Source organism: Prevotella communis, from assembly GCF_022024175.1.
In the GTDB taxonomy this organism is placed as follows: Bacteria; Bacteroidota; Bacteroidia; order Bacteroidales; family Bacteroidaceae; genus Prevotella; species Prevotella communis.
The window spans coordinates 3,475,034-3,496,880 of sequence record NZ_CP091794.1; the positions used below are offsets into that span (position 1 = coordinate 3,475,034).

Annotated in this window: 21 protein-coding genes, 2 pseudogenes and 1 riboswitch; of the genes and pseudogenes, 15 read left to right on the top strand and 8 right to left on the bottom strand. The window is 50.7% G+C overall.

Annotation, left to right across the window (positions count from 1 at the left end; genetic code table 11):
• Nucleotides 1–30: 30 nt before the first annotated feature.
• Together L6466_RS13910 and L6466_RS13915 are read left to right on the top strand one after the other, a co-directional pair.
• Nucleotides 31–1,047, top strand: coding sequence for an NAD-dependent epimerase/dehydratase family protein (locus L6466_RS13910; RefSeq protein WP_237802484.1), 1,017 nt, complete (start codon nucleotides 31–33; stop codon nucleotides 1,045–1,047).
• A 32-nt stretch (nucleotides 1,048–1,079) separates the two neighbouring features.
• On the top strand, nucleotides 1,080–2,054 hold the full coding sequence (locus L6466_RS13915) for a phosphatase PAP2 family protein (protein WP_237802483.1): 975 nt from the start codon (nucleotides 1,080–1,082) through the stop codon (nucleotides 2,052–2,054).
• A 29-nt stretch (nucleotides 2,055–2,083) separates the two neighbouring features.
• Here L6466_RS13915 and L6466_RS13920 read toward each other — a convergent pair whose 3' ends face one another.
• Complete coding sequence (locus tag L6466_RS13920) at nucleotides 2,084–3,274, bottom strand: MFS transporter (RefSeq protein WP_237802482.1); 1,191 nt, start codon at nucleotides 3,272–3,274, stop codon at nucleotides 2,084–2,086.
• Nucleotides 3,275–3,370: 96 nt separating this feature from the next.
• Here L6466_RS13920 and L6466_RS13925 point away from each other — a divergent pair, with 96 nt between their 5' ends.
• From L6466_RS13925 to L6466_RS13935, 3 genes are all read left to right on the top strand, one after another.
• Complete coding sequence (locus L6466_RS13925; protein ID WP_091853890.1) at nucleotides 3,371–4,843, top strand: amidophosphoribosyltransferase; 1,473 nt, start codon at nucleotides 3,371–3,373, stop codon at nucleotides 4,841–4,843.
• A gap of 64 nt (nucleotides 4,844–4,907) precedes the next feature.
• Nucleotides 4,908–5,573, top strand: coding sequence for a helix-turn-helix domain-containing protein (locus tag L6466_RS13930; RefSeq protein WP_237802481.1), 666 nt, complete (start codon nucleotides 4,908–4,910; stop codon nucleotides 5,571–5,573).
• Between the two features lie 98 nt (nucleotides 5,574–5,671).
• A complete protein-coding gene (locus tag L6466_RS13935; RefSeq protein ID WP_237802480.1) occupies nucleotides 5,672–7,696 on the top strand; it encodes a TonB-dependent receptor in 2,025 nt (674 codons plus the stop codon).
• 46 nt (nucleotides 7,697–7,742) lie between these two features.
• On the opposite strand, the gene L6466_RS14345 is transcribed toward L6466_RS13935, so the two are convergent.
• The 3 genes from L6466_RS14345 to L6466_RS13945 form a co-directional block, all read right to left on the bottom strand.
• The gene (locus L6466_RS14345) at nucleotides 7,743–7,931 is read right to left on the bottom strand and encodes a Rha family transcriptional regulator (RefSeq protein WP_431356523.1); all 189 of its coding nucleotides are present in this window, start codon (nucleotides 7,929–7,931) and stop codon (nucleotides 7,743–7,745) included.
• 114 nt (nucleotides 7,932–8,045) lie between these two features.
• Entirely contained in the window at nucleotides 8,046–8,270 is a 225-nt protein-coding gene (locus L6466_RS13940) for a DUF8507 family protein (protein WP_237802479.1), read from the bottom strand.
• A gap of 204 nt (nucleotides 8,271–8,474) precedes the next feature.
• On the bottom strand, nucleotides 8,475–8,654 hold the full coding sequence (locus L6466_RS13945; RefSeq protein ID WP_237802478.1) for a Rha family transcriptional regulator: 180 nt from the start codon (nucleotides 8,652–8,654) through the stop codon (nucleotides 8,475–8,477).
• A gap of 217 nt (nucleotides 8,655–8,871) precedes the next feature.
• Between L6466_RS13945 and L6466_RS13950 the strand changes: the two genes are divergently transcribed.
• Nucleotides 8,872–9,399 carry a BRO-N domain-containing protein gene (locus L6466_RS13950; protein ID WP_237802477.1) on the top strand — a complete coding sequence of 176 codons (528 nt, stop codon included), beginning with the start codon at nucleotides 8,872–8,874 and terminating at the stop codon, nucleotides 9,397–9,399.
• A 68-nt stretch (nucleotides 9,400–9,467) separates the two neighbouring features.
• Here the strand turns inward: L6466_RS13950 and L6466_RS13955 are convergent, their stop codons facing one another.
• The gene (locus L6466_RS13955) at nucleotides 9,468–9,764 is read right to left on the bottom strand and encodes a Rha family transcriptional regulator (RefSeq protein ID WP_237802476.1); all 297 of its coding nucleotides are present in this window, start codon (nucleotides 9,762–9,764) and stop codon (nucleotides 9,468–9,470) included.
• Nucleotides 9,765–10,199: 435 nt separating this feature from the next.
• On the opposite strand from L6466_RS13955, the gene L6466_RS13960 reads away from it, so the two are divergent.
• The 4 genes and pseudogenes from L6466_RS13960 to L6466_RS14355 form a co-directional block, all read left to right on the top strand.
• Nucleotides 10,200–10,751 carry an HU family DNA-binding protein gene (locus tag L6466_RS13960; protein WP_237794006.1) on the top strand — a complete coding sequence of 184 codons (552 nt, stop codon included), beginning with the start codon at nucleotides 10,200–10,202 and terminating at the stop codon, nucleotides 10,749–10,751.
• Between the two features lie 223 nt (nucleotides 10,752–10,974).
• Nucleotides 10,975–11,070, top strand: a complete 96-nt coding sequence (locus tag L6466_RS13965; RefSeq protein ID WP_237794004.1) for a smalltalk protein — start codon at nucleotides 10,975–10,977, stop codon at nucleotides 11,068–11,070.
• 231 nt (nucleotides 11,071–11,301) lie between these two features.
• A pseudogene (locus tag L6466_RS14350) lies at nucleotides 11,302–11,460 on the top strand (serine dehydratase beta chain); the annotation flags it as partial.
• Between the two features lie 89 nt (nucleotides 11,461–11,549).
• Nucleotides 11,550–11,735, top strand: a pseudogene (locus L6466_RS14355) (L-serine ammonia-lyase, iron-sulfur-dependent, subunit alpha); the annotation flags it as partial.
• Between the two features lie 30 nt (nucleotides 11,736–11,765).
• Here the strand turns inward: L6466_RS14355 and L6466_RS13975 are convergent.
• Nucleotides 11,766–11,930 carry a hypothetical protein gene (locus L6466_RS13975; protein WP_237802475.1) on the bottom strand — a complete coding sequence of 55 codons (165 nt, stop codon included), beginning with the start codon at nucleotides 11,928–11,930 and terminating at the stop codon, nucleotides 11,766–11,768.
• Between the two features lie 75 nt (nucleotides 11,931–12,005).
• Here L6466_RS13975 and L6466_RS13980 point away from each other — a divergent pair, with 75 nt between their 5' ends.
• The 5 genes from L6466_RS13980 (at nucleotide 12,006) to pnuC (ending at nucleotide 18,000) form a co-directional block, all read left to right on the top strand.
• Nucleotides 12,006–13,247, top strand: a complete 1,242-nt coding sequence (locus L6466_RS13980; RefSeq protein WP_237794002.1) for a S41 family peptidase — start codon at nucleotides 12,006–12,008, stop codon at nucleotides 13,245–13,247.
• A 65-nt stretch (nucleotides 13,248–13,312) separates the two neighbouring features.
• Nucleotides 13,313–14,092, top strand: a complete 780-nt coding sequence (locus L6466_RS13985) for a putative polyvalent protein kinase domain-containing protein (RefSeq protein ID WP_237794000.1) — start codon at nucleotides 13,313–13,315, stop codon at nucleotides 14,090–14,092.
• 45 nt (nucleotides 14,093–14,137) lie between these two features.
• The gene (locus L6466_RS13990; RefSeq protein ID WP_348535150.1) at nucleotides 14,138–14,731 is read left to right on the top strand and encodes a TlpA family protein disulfide reductase; all 594 of its coding nucleotides are present in this window, start codon (nucleotides 14,138–14,140) and stop codon (nucleotides 14,729–14,731) included.
• A 49-nt stretch (nucleotides 14,732–14,780) separates the two neighbouring features.
• A riboswitch (TPP riboswitch) is annotated at nucleotides 14,781–14,875 on the top strand.
• Between the two features lie 51 nt (nucleotides 14,876–14,926).
• Nucleotides 14,927–17,368 carry a TonB-dependent receptor gene (locus L6466_RS13995; RefSeq protein WP_431356502.1) on the top strand — a complete coding sequence of 814 codons (2,442 nt, stop codon included), beginning with the start codon at nucleotides 14,927–14,929 and terminating at the stop codon, nucleotides 17,366–17,368.
• Nucleotides 17,368–18,000 (top strand): nicotinamide riboside transporter PnuC, encoded by a 633-nt coding sequence (gene pnuC / locus L6466_RS14000; protein WP_237802474.1) that lies wholly within the window; start codon nucleotides 17,368–17,370, stop codon nucleotides 17,998–18,000. The genes L6466_RS13995 and pnuC overlap by 1 nt, the downstream gene beginning before the upstream one ends.
• A 31-nt stretch (nucleotides 18,001–18,031) precedes the next feature.
• On the opposite strand, the gene L6466_RS14005 is transcribed toward pnuC, so the two are convergent.
• Together L6466_RS14005 and L6466_RS14010 are read right to left on the bottom strand one after the other, a co-directional pair.
• Nucleotides 18,032–20,050, bottom strand: a complete 2,019-nt coding sequence (locus L6466_RS14005) for a cytochrome c biogenesis protein CcsA (RefSeq protein WP_237802473.1) — start codon at nucleotides 20,048–20,050, stop codon at nucleotides 18,032–18,034.
• 9 nt (nucleotides 20,051–20,059) lie between these two features.
• Nucleotides 20,060–21,841 (bottom strand): di-heme oxidoredictase family protein, encoded by a 1,782-nt coding sequence (locus tag L6466_RS14010; protein WP_237802472.1) that lies wholly within the window; start codon nucleotides 21,839–21,841, stop codon nucleotides 20,060–20,062.
• Nucleotides 21,842–21,847: the final 6 nt, after the last annotated feature.

Sequence of the window (21,847 nt, forward strand, 5' to 3'; positions counted from 1 at the left end):
GTAATTTTGCACCCAGATTTCGAAATTCCTATGAAGATACTCATTACAGGAGCCAGCGGGTTTATTGGCTCGTTTATCGTGGAAGAGGCGCTGAAGCGCGGGTTTGAGACGTGGGCTGCCGTCAGGGGAAGTAGCAAAAGAGACTTCCTGCAGGACGAGCGCATCCATTTCATAGAACTGAACCTGAGCAATCAGACGCAGTTGGAAGAGCAGTTGAAGGAACATTCGTTCGACTACGTGGTGCATGCTGCTGGCGTGACGAAATGCTTGAATACCAGCGATTTCTATCGTATCAACACAGAGGGTACGAAGAACCTGGTGCGTGCGCTCATCAACCTGAAGATGCCCCTGAAGCGCTTCGTGTATCTCAGTTCGCTGAGTGTCTATGGAGCCATCCACGAGCAGCAGCCCTACGTGGAAATCAAGGAGACAGACACGCCTCAGCCCAACACGGAATACGGTAAGAGTAAGCTGGAAGCAGAAGAGTGGTTGTCTAATCATACCTCTCAGTTCTCAACTCTCAGTTCTCCATTCCCCTACGTCATTCTTCGTCCCACAGGCGTCTATGGCCCTCGTGAGCGCGACTATTTCCTGATGGCAAAGAGTATCAAGCAGCATTCTGATTTCGCTGTGGGCTATCAGCAGCAGGACATCACCTTCGTCTATGTGCTCGACGTAGTGCAGGCTGTCTTCCTGGCTTGCGAAAAAGGACAGACAGGCAGGAAGTACTTCCTCTCTGATGGCGAGGTATACCAGTCGACCACGTTCTCCGACCTCATCCGCAAGGAACTTGGCAATCCCTGGTGGATACGCATCACGGCCCCTATCTGGGTGCTGCGCGTCATCACCTTCTTTGGCGATAAGTGGGGACATATCACAGGTAAGATTTCAGCCCTGAATAATGATAAATACCATATTCTGAAGCAGCGCAACTGGCGATGCGATATCGAGCCGGCACGCCGCGAACTGGGTTATGAGCCAGAATACACGCTGGAGAAAGGCGTACCCCTGACAATCAAGTGGTACAAAGAAAACGGATGGCTGTAAGGAGTTAAGAGTTAAGAGTTAAGAGTTAAGAGTTGATTAAGAAGATATTTGCTGTAGAGAAGAAATCCAGAAAGGGCTTGATGGCGGTGGAGTGGATCATGTTGGCTTACACCATCTTCACCACGCTGTTTATTCTGGTTACATGGGTGCGGCTGGCCCATCCCGTTGATATGCTCTGGTTCAGGGCACAGTCGGTCATTCTCACCCTGGCCCTCTGGGGTGTCTATCGATTGTATCCTAGCAGGTTGACAACCCTCTTTCGTGTTTGCGGTCAGTTGCTGCTACTGTCGTGGTGGTATCCCGACACCTACGAACTGAACCGTATCTTTCCCAACCTCGACCACCTGTTTGCAGGCTATGAGCAGTCGCTCTTTGGCTTCCAACCCGCTTTGACGTTCTGTCAGACCTTCTCGCATCCTATCTTCAGCGAGTTGATGGCAATGGGCTATGTGAGCTATTATCTGCTGTTTGTAGGTATCGTCTTCTTCTATTTCTTCTGTCGTTACGAGCATTTCGAGCGCACGGCCTTCATCGTTGTAGGCTCATTCTTCCTGTTCTATCTCATCTTCGACTTCCTGCCCGTAGCGGGTCCGCAGTTCTATTTCAAGGCTGCTGGTGTTGGTCAGATAGCACAGGGCATCTTCCCCAACATCGGCGATTACTTTAACACAATAGAGTTCGACGTCCATAATCGCGACTTCATCCTGCCCATTCCCGGTTGGGAAGATGGCATGATGTATAAGTTACTCATCATGGCCCACGATGCAGGCGAGCGCCCCACAGCCGCTTTTCCCAGCAGTCATGTGGGCGTGGCCACGATTGTGATGTGGCTGGCATGGGAAACAAAAAACAGGAAGGTGCTGTTCACCTGCCTGCCTTTTGCTGTGTTGCTGTTCTTTAGCACCTTCTACATCCAGGCCCACTACGCCATCGACGCTATTGCCGGCCTCTTCTTCGGCACCGTATTTTACTTCTTTTTAAAGTGGGGATATAAACTATCGTCTTAACTCCTTTAACTCCTTAACTCCTTTAACTCCTAGAATACCGTCTCGTTCAGGTTCCTTTTCAGGAAGAACTGTTTTGTAGCCAAGAAAAACAGGGCAACACCTGAGCCATTAATAAGCACTACGGTCCAGAAAGCGGCTCCATAACTGATGAGCTCTGCAATAACGCCTCCCACGAGGATACCCAGTCCCATACCGATATCCCATGAAATCAGGATGGTACTGTTGGCCGTGCCACGCTGGTTGTTGCTCGCCACGTTGATCGTCATATTCTGGAAAGCAGGCCACATATGACCATTGCCCAGGCCAATGAGCAACGCCGACGCATAATAACCCACCATATTGGGGACCAGTATAAACAGAGTATAACCTATGAATGAGATCACCATACCGCTCCCTGCATTATGCGTCAGCCTGCCCTGTCGCAACGCCTTGCCGCCTTGTATGCGCGACAGTATCAGACCCACGCTGCACAGCATGAAATACGTGCCTGTGCCGCCCGTGATACCCATCACCTCTTTGCCATAGATAGCCAGATAGTTGCTCAGCACGCCGAAACTGAAGCCAAAGGCCACCATATTGACGCCTAAGAGCCAGCCGCGCAAGAGGAAGAAACGATCCCAAGAGAGGGTTTGAGGTTTGAGATGTGAGGTTTGAGGTTTAACCTTTACCGTACTATCAACCATCAGTCCCCCTACTGCCACTGCCAGCGCTATCCAGAACAGCAACTCAAAGCTGCCACTCCACTGATAGACGAAGATGCCTATAGTGGGAGCGATAGCCATCGCCAGGTTGTTTGACAGGCCGTAATAGCCAATACCCTCCGTTCGTCTGCTGCTAGGCAACACGTCGATAGCCACCGTCGAATTGGCCACCGTCAAGGCACCAAAGGGGCCGCCGTGCAACGTACGTACTATCAGGAACAGCAGGAGTGTCGACGCTGCCAGATAGCCTGCAAAGAAAATGGCGAAGGCCGTAAAACAAACCAGTAGCACCTTCTTACGAGGAAACGTATCTACCACATACCCGCTGAACGGACGTACCAGCAGGGCCGTGATGGTATAGCCCGACAGCACCATACCTATCACATCCTTCGTGGCTCCGAAGTGTTCACTCAGATACAGCGGCAATAGTGGCGTCAGCACATAAAAGGCAAAAAACAGCGAGAAATTCGCTGCCATCACCTTACAGTAGTTCGCATTCCAAAGTCTGTCTTGTGTCATGATGGCTGCAAAATTACGAAAAAAAATCGTAATACTTCGTTTGTATTTCATAATTTATTCGTACCTTTGCGCCCAAATTAAACAGCGATAACAACTATGGGCGGATTTTTCGGAACCATTTCCACACGTGACTGCGTAAACGATTTGTTTTACGGCACAGACTACAATTCACATCTTGGTACTAAACGAGCAGGTCTTGTGACTTTCGACAAGGAGAAAGGCTTTAGCCGTAGTATCCACTCTCTAGAACGCGACTATTTCCGCTCAAAGTTCGAGGACGAACTCCATGATTTCTGTGGTAATCAGGGACTGGGTGTTATCAGCGACACCGACCCTCAGCCCATCATCATCAACTCTCACCTGGGCCGTTATGCCGTGGTGACTGTTGCTAAGATCAACAACCTGCGCGAGATTGCCGATGAACTGCTTGCCCAGCGCATGCACCTCAGCGAGCAAAGTGCCAACAACCTGAATCAGACAGAGTTGGTGGCACTTATCATTAATATGGGTTCCACCTTCGTTGAGGGTATCAACATGGTATACCGTAAGATCAAGGGCTCTTGCTCCATGCTGATTCTTACAGAAGATGGTATCATTGCTGCACGCGACGTACTGGGACGCACCCCTATCGTGATTGGTAAGAAGGAGACGCACCAGCTCTCGCCCATCGGCACCGACGACTGTGTCAAGGCGCATGCCGTAAGCAGCGAGACAACCAGCTTCCCCAATCTGGACTATAAGCCCGTGCGCGACCTGGGTCCTGGCGAGATTGTACGCCTCAAGGCCGATGGTTTCGAGGTACTGCAGCCAGCCTTCAAGCGCTGTCAGATCTGCTCGTTCCTGTGGGTTTACTACGGATTCCCCGCATCCAACTATGAAGGTATCAACACCGAGTATGTTCGTGAGAAAAACGGACGTATGATGGGTGAGAAAGACGATATCGAGGCCGACCTCGTTTGCGGTATCCCCGATTCTGGCGTAGGTATGGCTCTTGGCTACGCTGAAGGTTCTGGCATCCCCTACAAGCGTGCCGTACTGAAATATACGCCTACATGGCCTCGCTCATTTACTCCTGGCAACCAGAGCCGTCGTGACCTCGTGGCCAAAATGAAGCTGATTCCCAACGCAGCCCTCTTGAAGGACCAGCGCGTGGTGTTCTGCGACGATAGTATCGTGCGTGGCACACAGTTGCGCGACAATGCCCGTGAGTTCATACAGAACGGCGCCAAGGAGGTCCACGTACGTATCTCTTGTCCGCCTCTGGTCTATGGCTGTCCCTTCATCGGCTTCACCAACAGCAAGAGCGACCTGGAACTCATCACCCGTCGTATCATCCGCGATTTCGAGGGCGACGACAAGGCCAAGCTCGACCAGTATGCCAAGACCGACTCACCCGAGTATAAGCGCATGGTAGAGGAGATTGCCCGCCGCTTGGGTCTCACCTCCCTGAAGTTCGCTCATATCGAGGACCTCATCGAGTCTATCGGTCTGCCCAAGAGCCAAGTCTGCACCCACTGCTTCGATGGCAGCAGCTACGACCAGCAGGGCGACGGCGAATTCTTTGGATAAAGGAAACAGAAACGACATAAGCAAGCGACCGAGGCTATCATCACAGATGGTCTAATTCACGACAATGAAACAACGATATGTAGGAGTAGTGTTTCTCGCACTGACAATCGCTTCGGGCATGATGAGCCTGAACAGCTATAAGGCAACGGAGGTGCTGGTGACTGCCGATATGAACCAGGCACTGGCCAAGGCTCTGGAAGAACAGCAGTCGGACGTTATCAGCGCTGATACGATTCAGGTGTTCAACAATCATCTGCAAATAGAAGGATTGAGAGGAAATGCTGTTCTGGCTGTAGACACCATGAAAGGATTCCGTCCGCGGCCACAGGTATCAACAGCGACGATTCTCTCACTCTCTGACCAGCGTCCTTCGATGATTCTCTGGTCGATGGCACTGCTGTGGGGACTGTTCGGTCTGTATCAGCACAGACGACTGTCTGTATTAGGACTTTATGGCGGTCTGGCCCTGCAAGAAGGAAGATTTGTCAATGCAAAGGGCAGCGAAGTAAAACTGACCCCCATGCAGCAGCAACTGATGGAAATGCTGTGGCAGTCACCCTCGCATCAGCTGTCGAAAGCAGAGATATGTGATGCCCTCTGGCCCAAGAAACCAGATGCCAGCGAGACACTCTACACGCTGATCCGACGACTGAAGCCCATCATAGAAGAACAATCCGACCTCAAAATCGAGTCAGACAGAGGAAAGTCATACAGCCTGAAAATCAGATAGATAGAAATCTGTCAGACAATTGTCAGACAAATGTCAGGAAGTATTTTCGGCTAACAGGCAATCTCTTCATATCTTTGCAATCAAAAAACAGCAAACGTATGAAGAGATTGTTTTTTATGCCCCTTCTCGCCACTATGATTGCAGTTCATGCCCAGGACATCAAGGAGGGAGAAATGCTTCACGAGGTCACCGTAAAAGGGTCGAAGGTTGTTCAACGGGTAGATGGTCAGACCATATATCCCACGCGCCAGCAACTGGAGAGTTCGCCCAACGGCTATTCGCTCTTGTCGAAACTGACCCTACCCCACCTGCGTATCGACCCTGTGATGCATACCGTCACGGCTCTTTCCAATCTTGGGAGTGTGCAGGTGCGCATCAACGATATCGTGGCATCAAAGGAGGACCTGCTTTCGCTTGATATGAAGGCCATACAGCAGATTGACTACATCGATAATCCAGGAGTCAGATATGGTGAGGGGATTGCCTACGTCATCAATATCATCGTGAAACGGCCTGTCAGCGGATATGACATCGGAGCAGACCTGACAAATACGCTCACGACCGTTAATGGCGACGAGACCGTCTATGGGAAGTTTAACTATGGAAAGAGCGAGTTTGGCGTGAACTACTCGCTGGACGATCGTAACTTCAAGGGAACGGAATATGAGGAAACGGCGACCTACGAACTGGAGTCGGGAACAGCATACAACGTCCTGCGCCAACAGTTAGAGGGACAGAACAAAAACCTTGACCAAAAAATCCAGTTGACCTACAGCCTGAGTGATTCCAACTATGTGTTCCAGTCGAAACTCTCAGCCCATCGGGACATCCAGCCCAACCGCTTGTTTTCAAGGTTTGAAGGCTACGAAGATCTTTCTTCATCGCGTACCTCATCGCCCGTGCTCGACCTCTATTTCCATCATGACTTAGGGGCACATCAGTCGCTCACAACCAATGCCGTAGGAACGTATATCAAGACCGACAGCCACGCTGAGCACAACGAGGGTGGCAGTTATGCCTACGACGTGACAGGTAAGACTTATTCGCTCTGGACGGAGGCCGTCTATGAGAACCGCCTGAAACCTTTCACGCTCTCCTTGGGTACCCAGTATGGACAGAAATATATCAATAATGCGTATTCGGGTGATGCCGATGCCTCCAACGCCATGCGATCATCCATGCTCTATTTCTTCGGGCAACTGAAAGGTCGTCTTGGCAAGCTCGCCTACATGGGGGGCTTGGGCGTGAGCTCCCGATATTACCGGCAAGACCAATGGAATGACCGTTTTCTGCTGTTCCGTCCTAAGATGACCCTTGCCTATCCGTTGGCCAGGAGCCTGAAGATAAAATACGACTTTGAGGTGTCGCAACACGTATCGCAGATTGCGCTCGTCAGCGATGTCAGCATCAAGCAGAATGCAATGGAGACGCTCGTGGGCAATCCAGAGATAACCCCCAATCGTGTGACCACGCACGACCTCCGCCTGACATACTCCACGCCAAGAATCATGAGCGAACTGCAGGGCTACTGGCGACTGAATGCCAACTGCAACATGGAGAAATATTACCGCACGGACGGCCATTTCTATCAGACGCAGACAAATGCCGACAACGAGTGCAGTTTCTTCTATATCCAGAGCTATAACCGTTGGGAGGCCATACCCGAGCATCTTTCCCTCACCCTCTACGGTGGCATCTACCGCTTTTTCAACTTTACCGATACCTATCGCCATACCTATACGGCATTCAATGGCGGTGCCAGCGCCGAAGCCTATCTTGGGAAATGGACGCTGACCGCCTACGCCGACAACGGATGGAACTTCATGGAGGGAGAACATCGTGGGCATCAGGCAGCAGCGTGGTATCTTACGGCTTCCTATCAACTGAAAAACATCACCCTGTCCCTGTATGCCCAGCATCCCCTATGCTCTAATCCGCTCAGTCATCAGACAGAGGTCCTTAGCCGATATATCCACAAGGAGGTGTCACAGCACAGCCGGGATCTGGGCAACATGCTGACCTTTAACCTCACGTGGCATCTTTCCTCTGGCCGTAAATACCGTGATATCCAACGCACCATGAATCATCGGGATACAGAAACAGGAATCCTTCAGGGAAAATAAGCCCTCGCATGGTGGCTCAGTCTGCTATGAACGATGGTTCGGGATGTCAGCGCAAAATTGCGCCCACGTAACAGGGTAATGTGCGTCCTGTAGCGTCTTTGTAAGTACTGCATCCAAATTTGGATTGAGTAACCTTTTCCCATGCAATCTCCATCTTTCTAATGTCGCGCATGAGATGATTGTGTTGTTTAAGCGAGAAGAAGGTTGGAATCTTTGCGCATTTACCCGGGGATATCCCGCTCTATTGTGGATAGAACGGGAAAAATATTTATATCCTTCTTCAGCCCATGGGCATTCGGTTTTAGAGTTCTGCATTATTTTTATCCTCAGACTGCAATGAAACAGAAAATCAGGCATGATTGTACGGTGTGCGAAGATGTTCTTGCAGAATGGCCTCGTTTTTCTCGTTGTCCCACTTGCCCTCTTCCCAAAGACGATCCATCTCGTCGTCAACTCGGCGGGCATAGTAGTCACAAATCACTTGGCGGAGTTCATTCACCTCCTCTACACTCTTCATCGACCCTAATAGCCTGAGAATGCTCATTTGTGCTTCGTTCAATGCCGTAGTTTTCATAATTGCATTTTTCAGATTACGCCGCAAATATACAAAAAGATTTTGATAACAAATTCTTTTTTCCATTTTTTCTTAGAAGAAACGTTCAAAAAGGAGCTAACAATGAATTTTCTACGCTTTTCGTACCATGCCTGGAGGTCTTTCTCAATAATGTGATTTACGTCCATGCCAAACGATAAACCGGATGCCACGGGGGACCTGTCATCACTGGATGCCCATGTCGCGCAGCACCAACTTGGCGCGTGCCTCGTCGTTGAACTTCGTGGCGATGTAGAGACACTCGGGCTTGGTAAGCGAGTAGCAAGGTACTTCACGAGTTCCACCGTTAGGCTGAACGATGGTTCGGGATGTCAGCGCAAAATTGCGCCCACATACTTTTTCCATGAAGGCTCCATGTTTCGGATAGCCTTGAGTACATCTTTGTGTTGTTTACCTGTCAGCTCAGCAATTTCGATTTTGACAAATGACCAAATGACCAAATGACCGCGCAAGACAATGTGTAAAGGTAAAAACTTGAGTTGAAAGACGAGCGGAGAAGTATCCGGATGAAATGAGCTCAAACAATCTTCGCTTTTCCAAAGCTCGTAATTTTCAACAAACAATGAAAACAGCAATCCAAATATTTACAAACGAAGTCTTCGGCGAGATTCGTACTTGCCAAGTTAATAACCAAATCATGTTCGTGGGCAAGGATGTGGCTACGGCGCTGGGATATGCCAAGCCTGAAAACGCTATTGCCACACATGTTGATACCGAAGATAAAACCACTACCCTGATTCAGGGGACTGGTTCTAACTATAAATCGAAGATGGTCATCATCAATGAGTCTGGTCTCTACTCACTGATTCTTTCTTCCAAGCTGCCTCAGGCCAAGGAATTTAAACGCTGGGTAACGGCCGAGGTGCTGCCGCAGATTCGCAAGACGGGTGGTTATATCCCCACTCGCGATGCTGGAGGACGTGAACTGAGCGGCAGGGAAATCCTGGAAAGAGCTGATGCCATTGTCGGCCGTACCCTGCAACTACTGAACGAGCCTGCCGAGGACACGCTGACGGCGACACAGGTGGCGAAGACATTCAACATGACCACGCTCGATTTCAACGCCGTGCTGCGCGAGCCTCGTCGTTGAACTTCGTGGCGATGTAGAGACACTCGGTCTTAGTAAGCGAGTAGCAAGGTACTTCACGAGTTCCACCGTTAGGCTGTTTGATGGTTCTGGATGTCAGCCGAAAAATCGACCCACATATTTTTATCCATGCAGGTTCCATCTTTCGGATAGCCTTGAAGATGCCACGGGGACTGGTACTTCGTTCCACCGTTCGGCAATTGGTAGGTTCTGGACGAGAGTCCAAATTTGGACCCTTGTACTTTTTCCCATGCAATCTCCATCTTTCTAATGTTGCGCATGAGATGAAAATGTTGTTTACCTGTCAGCTCAGCAATTTCGAGCGACGTGATTGTTTGTACTGTATGATTAATAATGTTTGTTTTCATTGTTTGAGTTGTTTTAAGCGAGAAGAAGGTTGGAATCTTTGCGCCGATTTCTTCTCCAAAAAAGTGGCTTTTTATCATTTTACAATCTGTGGTCATTTGGTCAAGGTCATTTGGTCAAAATCAATTTCGGGAACGCGGTCATTGCTCACTATATATAAATATAAATATTTATATTATAGTGGCGGATTTTGACAGTCAGTTTTCGATTTTGACAAATGACCAAATGACCAAATGACCGCGCAAGACAAAAATAGACAAAATAATCTTGGATATGTATTCGTAGACCGCAATGGAAATGTAGTACCTTTGCATTGTCAAAAATGAGCAACACGCCGTATCGCTGACAGCAAAACGCCGGCTCGCTGAAAGCAACACGCCGTTTCTCTCAAAACGACACAAATAAATCTCAAACCTTAAACCTCAAAATTAAAAACTATGGGAACAATTGAAATTAAGAAGGTGGAACGCAAGGTGACTGTGGGCAAGAAGGGCGAGCAGCGCCAGCAGGTGAAGAAGACCTACGGTAAGATTATCTATCGCGGCACAATGCGACTCACCGACATGGCCGAGCACATCATGAAGCACGGCAGTATCTATACCGAGGACGTGGTCATCGGTGTGATCACCAAGCTGAAGAGTTGCATGCAGGAGATGCTGGCCGACGGCTACAAGGTGAAGCTTGACGGCATCGGAACCCTCTACCCTGTCCTCACCTCCAAGGGCGTTGCTGACGCGAAGGACTTCAGCGCCTCTGAGAATGTCACCCGCCTGGGCATCGCCTTCCTGGCCGACCAGAGCAAGAAGTCTGCCTACAAGGCTTCCGCCATGCGACAGGGCGCTACGCTGAGCACCCAGCTGTACAGCGAGCTGACGGGCGAAGAGACGGAGAACGGAAACACGGAGTCAGGGAACAACGGAGGCACGGAGAACGGCGGCGGCAGTTCTAGCTCCGAATCTGGCAACGGCGGAGGTCCCGTCAATCCTTAAGCCTCGCACAGAGGTTATAATCTCACACAGAAATCACGGAAATCACAGAAATGAGAATCGCCAGCGATTCTTTATCCGCTGAATCCGATTAATCCGTGGTCGAAAGATTTCCGTGATTTCTATTTGCTTTGCAAATACTGGAGGCGCAGCCAATTTCTGTGATATCTGTGGTTTCTGTGTGAACTTAAATAATCTATCGGTGTGAAATTAAAACATTATTACCATGAAGAACAAGGAAGTATGGAAGTTCGTGATTCAAACCACGATTAGTATTCTGTCGGCAATTGCCACTGCACTCGGCGTGACCAGCTGCATGTAAACGACAAAAGTAGGACTGACATTCGAGCATGAATGTCAGCCTTTTTTTTAAAGCCTCATCTGACAAATCAGAAAGAAAAGACCACGATTCTTGATACTATTCATCTTTTTCCTATCCGTTTACTAACAAGTTATCAGCAGCCCTGCATCTCTAACAAAAAACATAAATACGGTTCATGGCAGTGCGAGACGTCTTTCGTAAATTTGCACCTTCTTTTTTACATGAACCCATATGAAATCACTCAGAGAACTATTCCGTATTGGGAAAGGCCCATCAAGCAGTCATACGATGGGACCAGCTAAAGCGGCGCAGATCTACGCCGGACGTCACCCTGAAGCAAAGTGTTTTGAAGTAACCCTCTATGGCAGTCTGGCAGCAACAGACAAGGGTCTGGTCCGCTAGGACTGCCACGCAAGGCGGCCTCTACCTATTTGAAGGCACAGGACTTCCGCGAGCCACTCAAAACGCGTGGCATGCTGTATGCCTATGCCCGTGCTGCCGACTCGATTCTCTATGCCATCACTTCTGATGGCACCCATCGCATATCGTTCGACCATGTGGTGCAGGTGATGAAGCGCACCGGCCACGACCTGCCATCACTCTACAAGGAAACCAGTCAGGGCGGACTGGCATTGAAATACGAGGAAGAGATGAGCGGTCTTTGAGCTTTTTATAATAAACGCCTCTTCTCTCCGTTATATAGGATATACGACAGATAACGACCAATGTACAAAAAAACGATTACCACAATCATCCTCGTCGCCGCCACCCTGACCGCGACGGCACAGGTCCTCACCAAGCAGCAGATGCTGGAGGACTACGACCAGCTCTATACGACGCTGACCACGAAGGTGCCGCACTTTGCCGTGCGCAAGCGTGTGACGGGCATCGACATCCCCAAGGAACTGCGGCGCATACGGCACGACATCGACACCGTGACCTGCGACGGCGGTTTCTACGACGTCATCTTCCGCGCCCTCGCCGCCTGCAACGACAAGCATATCAGCCCCAACCAGACCCGTGACTCCGTGGCTATGGCTCATACGATGGATGCCTACAGGAACCACTTCCGCTACGGCAATGCCAATGCCAAAGGCATTTTCTACATCGACGGCAAGTACCTGACGCTTGGCTTCAAGGACAAGGACACCGAGGTCATCCCATTCTTCGCCGAACTGACCCACGTGAACGGCATCCCCGTTGACAAGTACGTGGCCAAGTACAACAGCCGTGTGAACAGTGCCAACCGCTGGGACTTCAAGCACAAGAAGGCGTGGGCCAGCAGCCTCTTCGACCCGCGCATCATCTACAAGACCGACAAGTTCACGTGGACGGTCGTCATCGACGGCAAGCCGCAGACCTTCGACATGACGGGGCTGGCGTACAACATACCCCGCGTCAAATCCGACAACGGAGCCTACAAGGTGAACTACTTCGACCGCGACTCCACGCTCTACATCCGCATCCCAGAGATGAAAATCGGCCAGGCCGAATGGCTTGAGAACCAGATTGCCAGTCACAAGGGCAAGGCCATCCGTCGCGTCATCATCGATGTGCGCGGCAATGGCGGCGGCAACGACATGACGTGGCACCGCGTCCTCTCGGCCATCATCGACCGCCCCCTGCATTATAGCATCCGGCAGGCCGTGAAAGACCTCAGCGTCCTCGGTGGCGAATACACAGACCCCCGCGAAATCAAGGTCTATGGCGACCGCCTCACCGCCTTTCTCGACGAGGACAGCGAGACCACGCTGCAGCCCAGCGACCGCACTATCGGCTACAGCGGCACCATCTACATCATGTTTGACCACAACATCTTCTCCTCCACCTACGCCCTTCTCTCCGCCTGTCTCAGCAGCGACCGCCTCGTCAGCGTAGGCCGACCCAGCGGCTTCCTCGGCGGACTCGGCGGCACCCCGTGGGGCGACATCCTTCGCCATTCGCGCTTCTCCTACCGCTATCCCATCACGCTGGAGATAACCGATGCCGATGCCGCCAATCCCGAGACGTACTACAAAGACCAAGTGGAGATAGAAGTATGGCCGACCATCGAGCAACTGCGCACCCAGACCTTCTACGACGGCGGCCAGCACACTGAGGATTTTCTCTACAATCACGACTGGGTGTTCCGCAGAATATTGGAGGAGTCGAAGAAATATAAAAATGAAAATATATAGAGAATATTTTAGAAGATAAAAGAAAAATTACTATCTTTGCACTCAGAATAATATGGTAAATATTCATGAGTAATATCAACGATATATATGAGGCGATTGATGTTGACGGCTTCAGTAAGTCAACACTACACCTTATAGACGAATATATAAACGATATAGAAAATGGAAGAACAAATTTTTCTAGATTTAATGAACAAGAGCATGCAGGCCTCTGTAAGGCAGGTGCGGTTGTCATTGGGGCGTCCGTCGTCGCAAGCTACGCGCGCAGAAGCATTACAGCAAGTTGCCATGCTGAAGGCCGCGAAGGAGACCCATTTAACTGGGAAATAGACGAAAAACAAGAGCAATTGATTGAGCAGTGGGCAAGAGCAGCTGGATTGTGGTTTGACAATTCTGACAGCATCCTTCAGAAGAACTATGGCCCCATGATTGCACAAGGTGCAGAGGCCAAAGTGTACTATAAAGAAGGCTATCCCACCGTAACCAAAGAGCGAACATCTATTTATTCCACTACTGACAAGGCGCTGGATGCTATTGTACTTCACAATTGCCTATTTCCAGAGACAGCAATGAATGCCTTTGGTTTTACTCGCGACTCTGACAATCTGTTTAGAATCATACTGACACAGCCATACGTTCGCTGTCTGAGACTGGCTACCAAGCAGGAAATCGACACACTCGTTTCAGAAAAGGGCTTTCACGACAACGGGGATGGTCAAGGTGTAAACTACATCTCCGATCGAATTGCACTAGAAGATATGCATCCCGCTAATGTATTTATAGACGAAGTTAGTTCAAAAGCAATTTGTATTGACTGCATTGTGAAGTTTAAAAATACCAAATGATATCAGTCTATATTGAAACATAAACAAATCAACACAAAGAAAAGGATGAAAAAAGTATTATGGTTAGCAGCACTTCTGGTGGCAGGTCTGCCAGCAAGCGCACAAACAACGGACAATGCCAAGAAGGCGGTGCCTATGCAGAAGGTTAAGGTGGTGGGGAAATCTGCAAAGACGTTAGAACAGGTGAAGGCCGAGAAAGATGCCAAGACAGCCTTCATAGGTCAGCAGTTCACGGACTTCGAGATGGCCGATACGGAAGGCAAGATGCACAAGTTGAGCGAATACGTAGGTAAGGGTCGCTGGGTGCTCGTTGACTTCTGGGCCTCATGGTGCGGTCCCTGCAGGGCAGAGATGCCTCACGTGACAGCAGCCTACGAGAAATTCCACGCCAAGGGACTGGATATCGTCGGCATATCATTCGACTCTAAAAAAGACGCATGGCTCAATGCTATCCAGGCGCTCAACATGCCGTGGATAAACCTCTCTGACTTGAAAGCATGGGACTGTCTGGGTGGAAAGATATACAAGGTCAACTCCATTCCAGATAACCTGCTGATTGACCCACAGGGAAAGATCGTAGCACGCGGTCTGCGTGGCGAAGCTTTACAAGCTAAGTTACAAGAGGTATTAGGAGAATAAAAAGTTAATCCGCAAGCTTGGTAGCTTGCGGATTTTTTTGTACCTTTGTGCCCGATTCAAGGGGTGCCCGATGTTTCGAGCTGAGATAATACCCTCTAACCTGATCCGGATTATGCCGGCGTAGGGATGGAACGCATATCAAAAAAACCCTTATTTACATTAAAGATTAAAGATTAAACATTTAAAAAAAAGGGAATGAAAAAGATTCTTTTTGGATTAACGGCATTCATCGCTATGAATGCAACAGCCCAGAACGCTGGCGATTTGAAGAGGACTCCCAATGATTCCATCAAATTGCTGCAACTGCAGGGCGTAACAGTAGATGGTGTACGCTCAAGAACGACGGGCACACCACATGTCTATCTCTCAGAGAAAACACTGAGCAATTTCTCCAACTCCGGTCAGGAGCTGCCTTTCCTCTTTGCTCGCACGCCTGGCGTGATGGCCTGGAGTGAGAACGGACTGGGCACAGGAACCACCTATATGCGCATTCGTGGTGCTGGCGACTCACGTATCAACGTGACCATCGACGGCGTGCCCCTCAACTCGCCCGAGGACCAGTGCGTGTTCTGGGCCAATATGAACAGCTATGCCTCACTGCTGAACAGCGTGGAGATTCAGCGCGGCGTGGGTTCGTCGACCAATGGCGACGGTGCCTTTGGCGGTGCCATCTCGCTGCAGACAAAAGCACCCTCGCGCAAGGCTGGTGGCGAACTGTCGGCCTCGTATGGCGCCTACAACACCTATAACCTAGGCGGCAACTTCTCCACGGGTCTGCTGTGGAACCACCTGATCTTCGATGGTGCCTATCACGAGACCAACACGGATGGCTTTATCCACGGCACCGACGGACGCAGCGGTTCCTATTACGGCGGACTGACCTGGTTGGGCGATGACTTCATGATTCGCTATAAGAATATCGGCAACTTCGAGAAGACGGGGCAGGCCTGGAATGGCGTCACCGCCGGCGACAACGACTACAGCATCATGGACGGCTGTCTGGACGACGGCTCATGGAGCTATAACCTGCCCACAGGCATCAAGACCTATGAGGACCTCTACAACGCTGGCCTGGGCCGCTATAACACGCTCTACGAGACGCTGACATACGGCAGCAACGGCAATCTGTTTGAGAAGGATGCCAACGGCAACTACGTGACACACCGCTGGGAGATGGCCGACGGCTCTTACTGGCCCAGGACCACAGATAACTTCTGGCAGAACCATAACATCCTCTCGCTGTCATTGCAGCTCTCCGATAAATGGTCGGCCTCAGCATCGCTCCACTATACCCACGGCTATGGCTACTATAACGAGTTCCGCTACCATAAGAAGGCTGGCGAGAAATTCGGACTGAGCACCAACACCAAGACCGACTTCGTGCGCAAGAAGGGACTGGAGCAGGATGCCTACGGACTGGTGGGCCACCTGCGCTATAACGACAGTCGCTGGAACGTGGTGGGCGGCCTCTCTGTACAGCAGTTCAAGGGCAACCACTTCGGCTATATCACCTATATCAAGGACGAGGCCCTGCGCACGCAGTATCTGGCCAATGGCGACCACAAATACTACGATTCTGACGCGAAGAAGTTTGATGGCAGCATCTATGTAAAAGGCGACTATCAGTTGACCAACGACTGGGCTGCTGATGAATGGTATCTGACGGGCGACGTGCAGTACCGTCGTGTGAACTACAAGACCGACGGTATCAACGACCGTTTTGTACAGGGCACCGACGGCCTGTGGCACAACCAGACGCTGGACATCGACGAGAAGTACAACTTCGTGAACCCCAAGGTGGGTATCAAGTGGCACTACAGCCCATTCAAGAAGCTCATCGATATGTACAGTCACACCGCCTTCGCCACGGTGGCCATCAGTCATCGTGAGCCTGAGCGCAACAACTTCACGGACAACTACAAATATCCTAATCCCAAGGCTGAGCAGGTGATTGACTATGAACTGGGTTATAGCTATAAAGCTCCCAACTTCTATTTCGATGCCACGCTCTACTATATGGACTTCAAGGACCAGCTGGTACAGACGGGCGAGTTGAGTGACATCGGCGAGAAACTGACCACCAACATCGCCAAGTCGTATCGCGCAGGTATCGAACTGAGTGCTGGCTGGAACATCTGCAAACTGCTGTCTGTTGAGGGTAATGCTGCCCTGAGCCAGAACAAGATCAAGGACTTCGACGAGAAGGTGGAGAAGGACTGGACCAAGAACGCAGCTACGTTCCACTATGACAACTCTACCCTGGCCTACTCGCCCTCGGCCATTCTCAACGGTATGATTCATTTCAACTACGAGGGTTTCCAGGCCACCTGGCACACCAACTATGTGAGTCGCCAGTACCTGGACAACACAGAGAACAAGGACCGCTCACTGCCTGCATTCAGCTTCAGCGACCTGAAACTGACCTACACCTCGAAGGTCACGAAGGTATCGCCCCTGCACGAGGTGGTGCTGGGATTGCAGTTCAACAACCTGTTTGATGCCCACTACGCCACCAGCGGCTGGGTATACTCAGCTATCCTCTCAGATACCCACCCCAACGAGAACCGTTACTACCAGATTGGCTTCGTACCCATGGCTGGCCGTACGGCAATGGCTAACTTAACTCTGAAGTTTTAATGGATTTCTTCATGGCCCATTGGCTTGATATCGTAACAACCGTCCTCGGCTTGGCCTATATCCTGTTGGAATATAGGGCAAGTCTGTGGATGTGGGTTGTAGGCTTTGCCATGCAGGCCTTAGGAATCGTACTATATTACCAGAAAGGACTCTATGCCGACTGCGGCATGGAGTTCTATTATCTCTCCATGACCGTCTATGGTTACTGGAAATGGGTGCGGGGAAACCAGCGAGACAGGTCGTTTGATACCAGCGCCGATTCTTCAGACCCCCAACCCCCTAACTTAGGGGGCTTGGAAATCACCCACATCCCCCTGCGTCTTTTAGTCCGCTGGAGCGCCATTATGGCGGCCGTGTGGGCTTTGATTTACTGGTTGCTGGTAACTTACACCAACAGCAACGTTCCGCTGGCAGACAGCTTTACAACGGCTCTGAGCCTCATCGGCATCTGGGCTTTGGCACATAAATACCTGGAACAATGGTTTATCTGGATAGCTGTTGACGTGGTCACGTCTATCCTCTACTTCTACAAGGACATTCCCTTCAAGGCCTCGCTCTACGCCCTTTACGTCGTCATCGCCATCTTCGGCTATATGAAATGGCGCCGGATGATGACATCCGACGCCAAGTAAGAATCTTCTTTTCTTTTTCGCTTAAGAAGGGTCAGGCATACGAGTGCATGCCGCCCAGGAAATAGTTCACACCAAAATAGGTCATCAGAATGGTGAGGAAACAGAGCGTCACGTAGATATGATAGGTGAGCGGACGCTGGAAAGCACGGAAACTCTGAGTATGTACCACCACCGCATAGACCATAAAGGTGATGAGGGCCCACACCTCTTTTGGGTCCCAACTCCAATACGTACCCCAAGACACATTGGCCCAGATGGCACCTATGAAGATGCCGAAGCCCAACGTGGTCAGAGCCGGATAGAGAAACACCCGACTGAGTGTGGCCAGCACGTCGGTCTGTTCCTTGCGTTTGGTGTAATGAAAGGCAATACCTGTAAGGCCGCAGATAAACGTCAGACTGAGCAGGGCAAAGGCTGTCATGATGATGCTGACATGAAGGGTGAGCAGGGGCGAACGCAGCACTGGCATCAGATGACCTATCTGAGGATCCATCTGGGAGATATGGCTCACCAGCAGGAAGAAGCCTGAGAGCAAGAAGCCGAAGGTGAGAAGAATACGGAAACGGTGCTGCATGCAAAGCGTCAGAAGCTGTACCAGCCACGCCATAAGTAACATTGTCTCGTAACCATTAGACATCGGTATATTGCCACTGACAATCCAGCGCAGAGCCTCACAAGTAGTGAGTGCCAGAAACGACAGCAGCAGCACGCCAAACTGCAGGCGGAATGCCCACTTCTTAGGCCAGAAGAGGAAGATGAAGAAGGACAGGAATCCCATGGTGAGGCACACCATGAAGAGGATGGTGGCAAAGGGTATCGTGTTGTAGATGCGCTCTGACTTCAGTCGGAAATCTGACGGGATAGAGGCACCCGCATTCTTGTGCTGATAATCCTTCAGGCGGTCCAGATACTCATTGGCCATCGCATAGTTGTCAGCATCCACAGCACTATAAAGCAAATCAAAATAAGACGTCATCAGCAAACGGTTCTCGGCTGGTACTACCAAACTGTCTATCTCTTCTACAGGGGCATACCAACGGGTGACGCCATGCTGAGAGGTATAAGGAAACACCTTCAGAGAAAAGCCGTGTTGCAGTTCGTAGATGGCCCATTTACGATCATCACTTTGTTTCTTCAATGGCACACCACTCCATTCATCAGCAAAGAACAGATAGCCAGCCAGCACCTGTTCGGCCGTGAGTTCCTCGTAGTGAGTCTTTCCAAAGAGTTTCTTGGTGAAATCTGTGGCATAGGTCTGCAACGGACAGATACGGTCATTATAAAGGATATTCAGCTGTCCCAGTTTGTCGGCGGTCTCCTGAGGAATGGTGCGAGGGGCGGCCGACAGCTCACCAACGCCCAGCAGCAAGGCGAGCACCAGTGTGCCACGTCTCAGTAAGGGCGAACGCAACACCTGGCGGTACTGCCCCTTGGGGTCGATCAACATCCACAACAAGCCAATGAACAGCAGGGCATAGCCCGTATAGGTCACAGGAATGCCCCAGGGATCGCTGTTCACGGCAAGCACCGAGCCACGGCCATCGTCATCATAACCGCTCTGATAGAGGCGAAACCCCTGCACAGAACAGATATTATTCATGGATACCGTCTCGCTACGCTCACCATCATCCGTCTTGATACGCAGATGCGACTCATAATCGGCTGCTGCCGTGGTACCTGGATGACAGACAACGATAAAGGTGTCGAGCTTGACGCTGAACGGCAACGGACGCAGGGTGCCGTCGGCCAGCACATACGAGAGGGCTGTCTCGTTGGGACGCAGATGCAGGATGCCCTGACTGGCAGTAAGATGGGTGAGGAGTGCTCCCAGCAGGATAACAAGGAAAGAAAAATGAAGCACCACAACCGACAGTCTGCGGATACGCCTTGACAGGAAATAAACCACAGCGACAGCTGCCAACAGCGCCCACAGGGCCGTGAACCACCACTCAGCATAGAAAATCATGCCGTACAGATGTTCAGCAAATGTGGCGGCGGCCATCACGACCACCACCACAAGATATAATATGACCAGTATCTTCTTCAACATATAGGAAAATTATATTGCTCGCAGGAATTTCACCAGCGCATCACGTTCGGCCTTACTCAGTTTGTAGAAGGCCTCAACAGTGCTATAGGCATCAGAGTCCTTGGAGTAGCCGTGCCACATGATTGCCTCGACCTCATTACGCGCACGACAGTCGTGCAGACGGTCCTCGGCACCTGTCAGGCGAAGCGACAGACCACGTCCCCAGAGTGGCGTGGTACGACACCAGCCCGTACGGATATCATTCTTCATGAACAAGCGGTGCTGCACCATATCGGTGTAGGGCCAGATGGTCTGGTTGGCAAAGCGCGGCAGACTCTTCTGTGGGTCCAGACCCTTCTCCTTGCAGTAGGCCTTGATGCTGGCATCCACCCAATAATCGTCGGAACCCGTCTTCCATGAAGGACGGTGACAACGGGTGCAGCCAATCTGCGCGAAGAGCTTCTTACCCTGCTGCACCTGGGGATCGTCCAGGTTACGGGCAGCAGGCACGGCCAGGCCGCGGTGCCATATCATGAAGTCATAATAGTCGAGGTCACTCATCTCCTCCTTGCCATCCTTGAACAGGTGCTTGTCGAACGTCTCTTTCTTGGCGATAGAGTTCACGCCCAACAGCTCGTTCACACGGGCAGCAATCTGAGCATCACTACCATCAGCATAATAAGGATGGAGCAGACTCTGTTCGCTGGCACCATTCTCCTTGATATACTTGATGACGTTGGGGTCTTCGCTCTGAGCCTTAGCCCATGCAGGCGTGGTATAGAGGAAGTGACGATCGCTACGTGTCACGTTGGTGATATTCCAGATAGCATTGGCACCAGCACCATCCTGCAGCGAACCACGTGTCATAGCATACGTGAAACGTTTCACAGGACCATGATCACCGCGATGCTTGCCCAAGTCATTATAGGCAGCAGAATAATAGGCAGACGCAGCAAACTTGTTATTCGCCTTATCCCACATGGCGGGATTCAGCTCTACGTAAGGACTCTCATTGCGCCACTGTGCCTCCATATCCTCGTCGGTAATGGCATCCAGCAAACCTGTGCCATAGATACCGATGGTTGACTCCAGTCGCACCTCGTAGTTCTCGGGCTTGGGATTGGTATTAAAGGCTGTCTGAGGAATGGTCACCTCTGGATAGATGAGTTCGTATGACTCGCCATCGGCAAAAGTCATGGACAGACCGCTAGGCATCTCTGTCACCTTTTTCCATTCTATCTGAATCTGGTTTTCGTCGATAGGAGGCGTGAATGGTGCCATAGCCTGCGTCTGGGGCATACCCGTCACCTCAGAGATATAGCTGTTCTTCGTATAGGCAGGTTTGCCATCAGTACCGATAGGACCGTCCTGATTATGATAGATAACCAGCAGGTAGCCATTACCTATCTCGTTGGCACGATACTGTTCCTGACGTTTGCCGTGGCCATAGCCAGGATGACAGTGAATACAACTTGAGCGAACCCATGCCGGTCCGAGACCTTTTCGAGGTTCTGTGTTCAGGGTGTAGAGATGCTCGAAGAAATCCTCTCCATGTTTAAAACGTTCCTGACCGTCGGCCAGCTGGTCAACGGCAGGTGCTGGTGCAGAGTAGCTTCGTTTGGTAGTAGTGCCCAGTTCGCCACCAGGATACCATTCTTCAGCTGTAAAGACGTCATTAGCCTTGCCAAATGCGTCTTCTTTCTCCTCCAAATTATAAGTCTCCTTGACCTCCTTGTCATCACTACAGGACGACAAGAAGGTCAAGGTAGAGGTTGTAATAAGGAAAGAAAGCAGTAATCTTGTTTCTTTCATTCAGTT

What these genes read in the sequence shown, in the direction of transcription:
- L6466_RS13990 (WP_348535150.1), top strand. Translation starts at nt 14,138, where the DNA reads ATGAAAAAAGTATTATGGTTAGCAGCACTTCTGGTGGCAGGTCTGCCA.
- L6466_RS13910 (WP_237802484.1), top strand. Translation starts at nt 31, where the DNA reads ATGAAGATACTCATTACAGGAGCCAGCGGGTTTATTGGCTCGTTTATC.
- L6466_RS13945 (WP_237802478.1), bottom strand. Translation starts at nt 8,654, where the DNA reads ATGGAAAAAGTATGTGGGCGCAATTTTGCGCTGACATCCCGAACCATC.
- L6466_RS13925 (WP_091853890.1), top strand. Translation starts at nt 3,371, where the DNA reads ATGGGCGGATTTTTCGGAACCATTTCCACACGTGACTGCGTAAACGAT.
- L6466_RS13960 (WP_237794006.1), top strand. Translation starts at nt 10,200, where the DNA reads ATGGGAACAATTGAAATTAAGAAGGTGGAACGCAAGGTGACTGTGGGC.
- L6466_RS13955 (WP_237802476.1), bottom strand. Translation starts at nt 9,764, where the DNA reads ATGAAAACAAACATTATTAATCATACAGTACAAACAATCACGTCGCTC.
- L6466_RS13935 (WP_237802480.1), top strand. Translation starts at nt 5,672, where the DNA reads ATGAAGAGATTGTTTTTTATGCCCCTTCTCGCCACTATGATTGCAGTT.
- L6466_RS13995 (WP_431356502.1), top strand. Translation starts at nt 14,927, where the DNA reads ATGAAAAAGATTCTTTTTGGATTAACGGCATTCATCGCTATGAATGCA.
- L6466_RS13950 (WP_237802477.1), top strand. Translation starts at nt 8,872, where the DNA reads ATGAAAACAGCAATCCAAATATTTACAAACGAAGTCTTCGGCGAGATT.
- L6466_RS14005 (WP_237802473.1), bottom strand. Translation starts at nt 20,050, where the DNA reads ATGTTGAAGAAGATACTGGTCATATTATATCTTGTGGTGGTGGTCGTG.
- pnuC (WP_237802474.1), top strand. Translation starts at nt 17,368, where the DNA reads ATGGATTTCTTCATGGCCCATTGGCTTGATATCGTAACAACCGTCCTC.
- L6466_RS14010 (WP_237802472.1), bottom strand. Translation starts at nt 21,841, where the DNA reads ATGAAAGAAACAAGATTACTGCTTTCTTTCCTTATTACAACCTCTACC.
- L6466_RS13930 (WP_237802481.1), top strand. Translation starts at nt 4,908, where the DNA reads ATGAAACAACGATATGTAGGAGTAGTGTTTCTCGCACTGACAATCGCT.
- L6466_RS13985 (WP_237794000.1), top strand. Translation starts at nt 13,313, where the DNA reads ATGAGTAATATCAACGATATATATGAGGCGATTGATGTTGACGGCTTC.
- L6466_RS13965 (WP_237794004.1), top strand. Translation starts at nt 10,975, where the DNA reads ATGAAGAACAAGGAAGTATGGAAGTTCGTGATTCAAACCACGATTAGT.
- L6466_RS13920 (WP_237802482.1), bottom strand. Translation starts at nt 3,274, where the DNA reads ATGACACAAGACAGACTTTGGAATGCGAACTACTGTAAGGTGATGGCA.
- L6466_RS13940 (WP_237802479.1), bottom strand. Translation starts at nt 8,270, where the DNA reads ATGAAAACTACGGCATTGAACGAAGCACAAATGAGCATTCTCAGGCTA.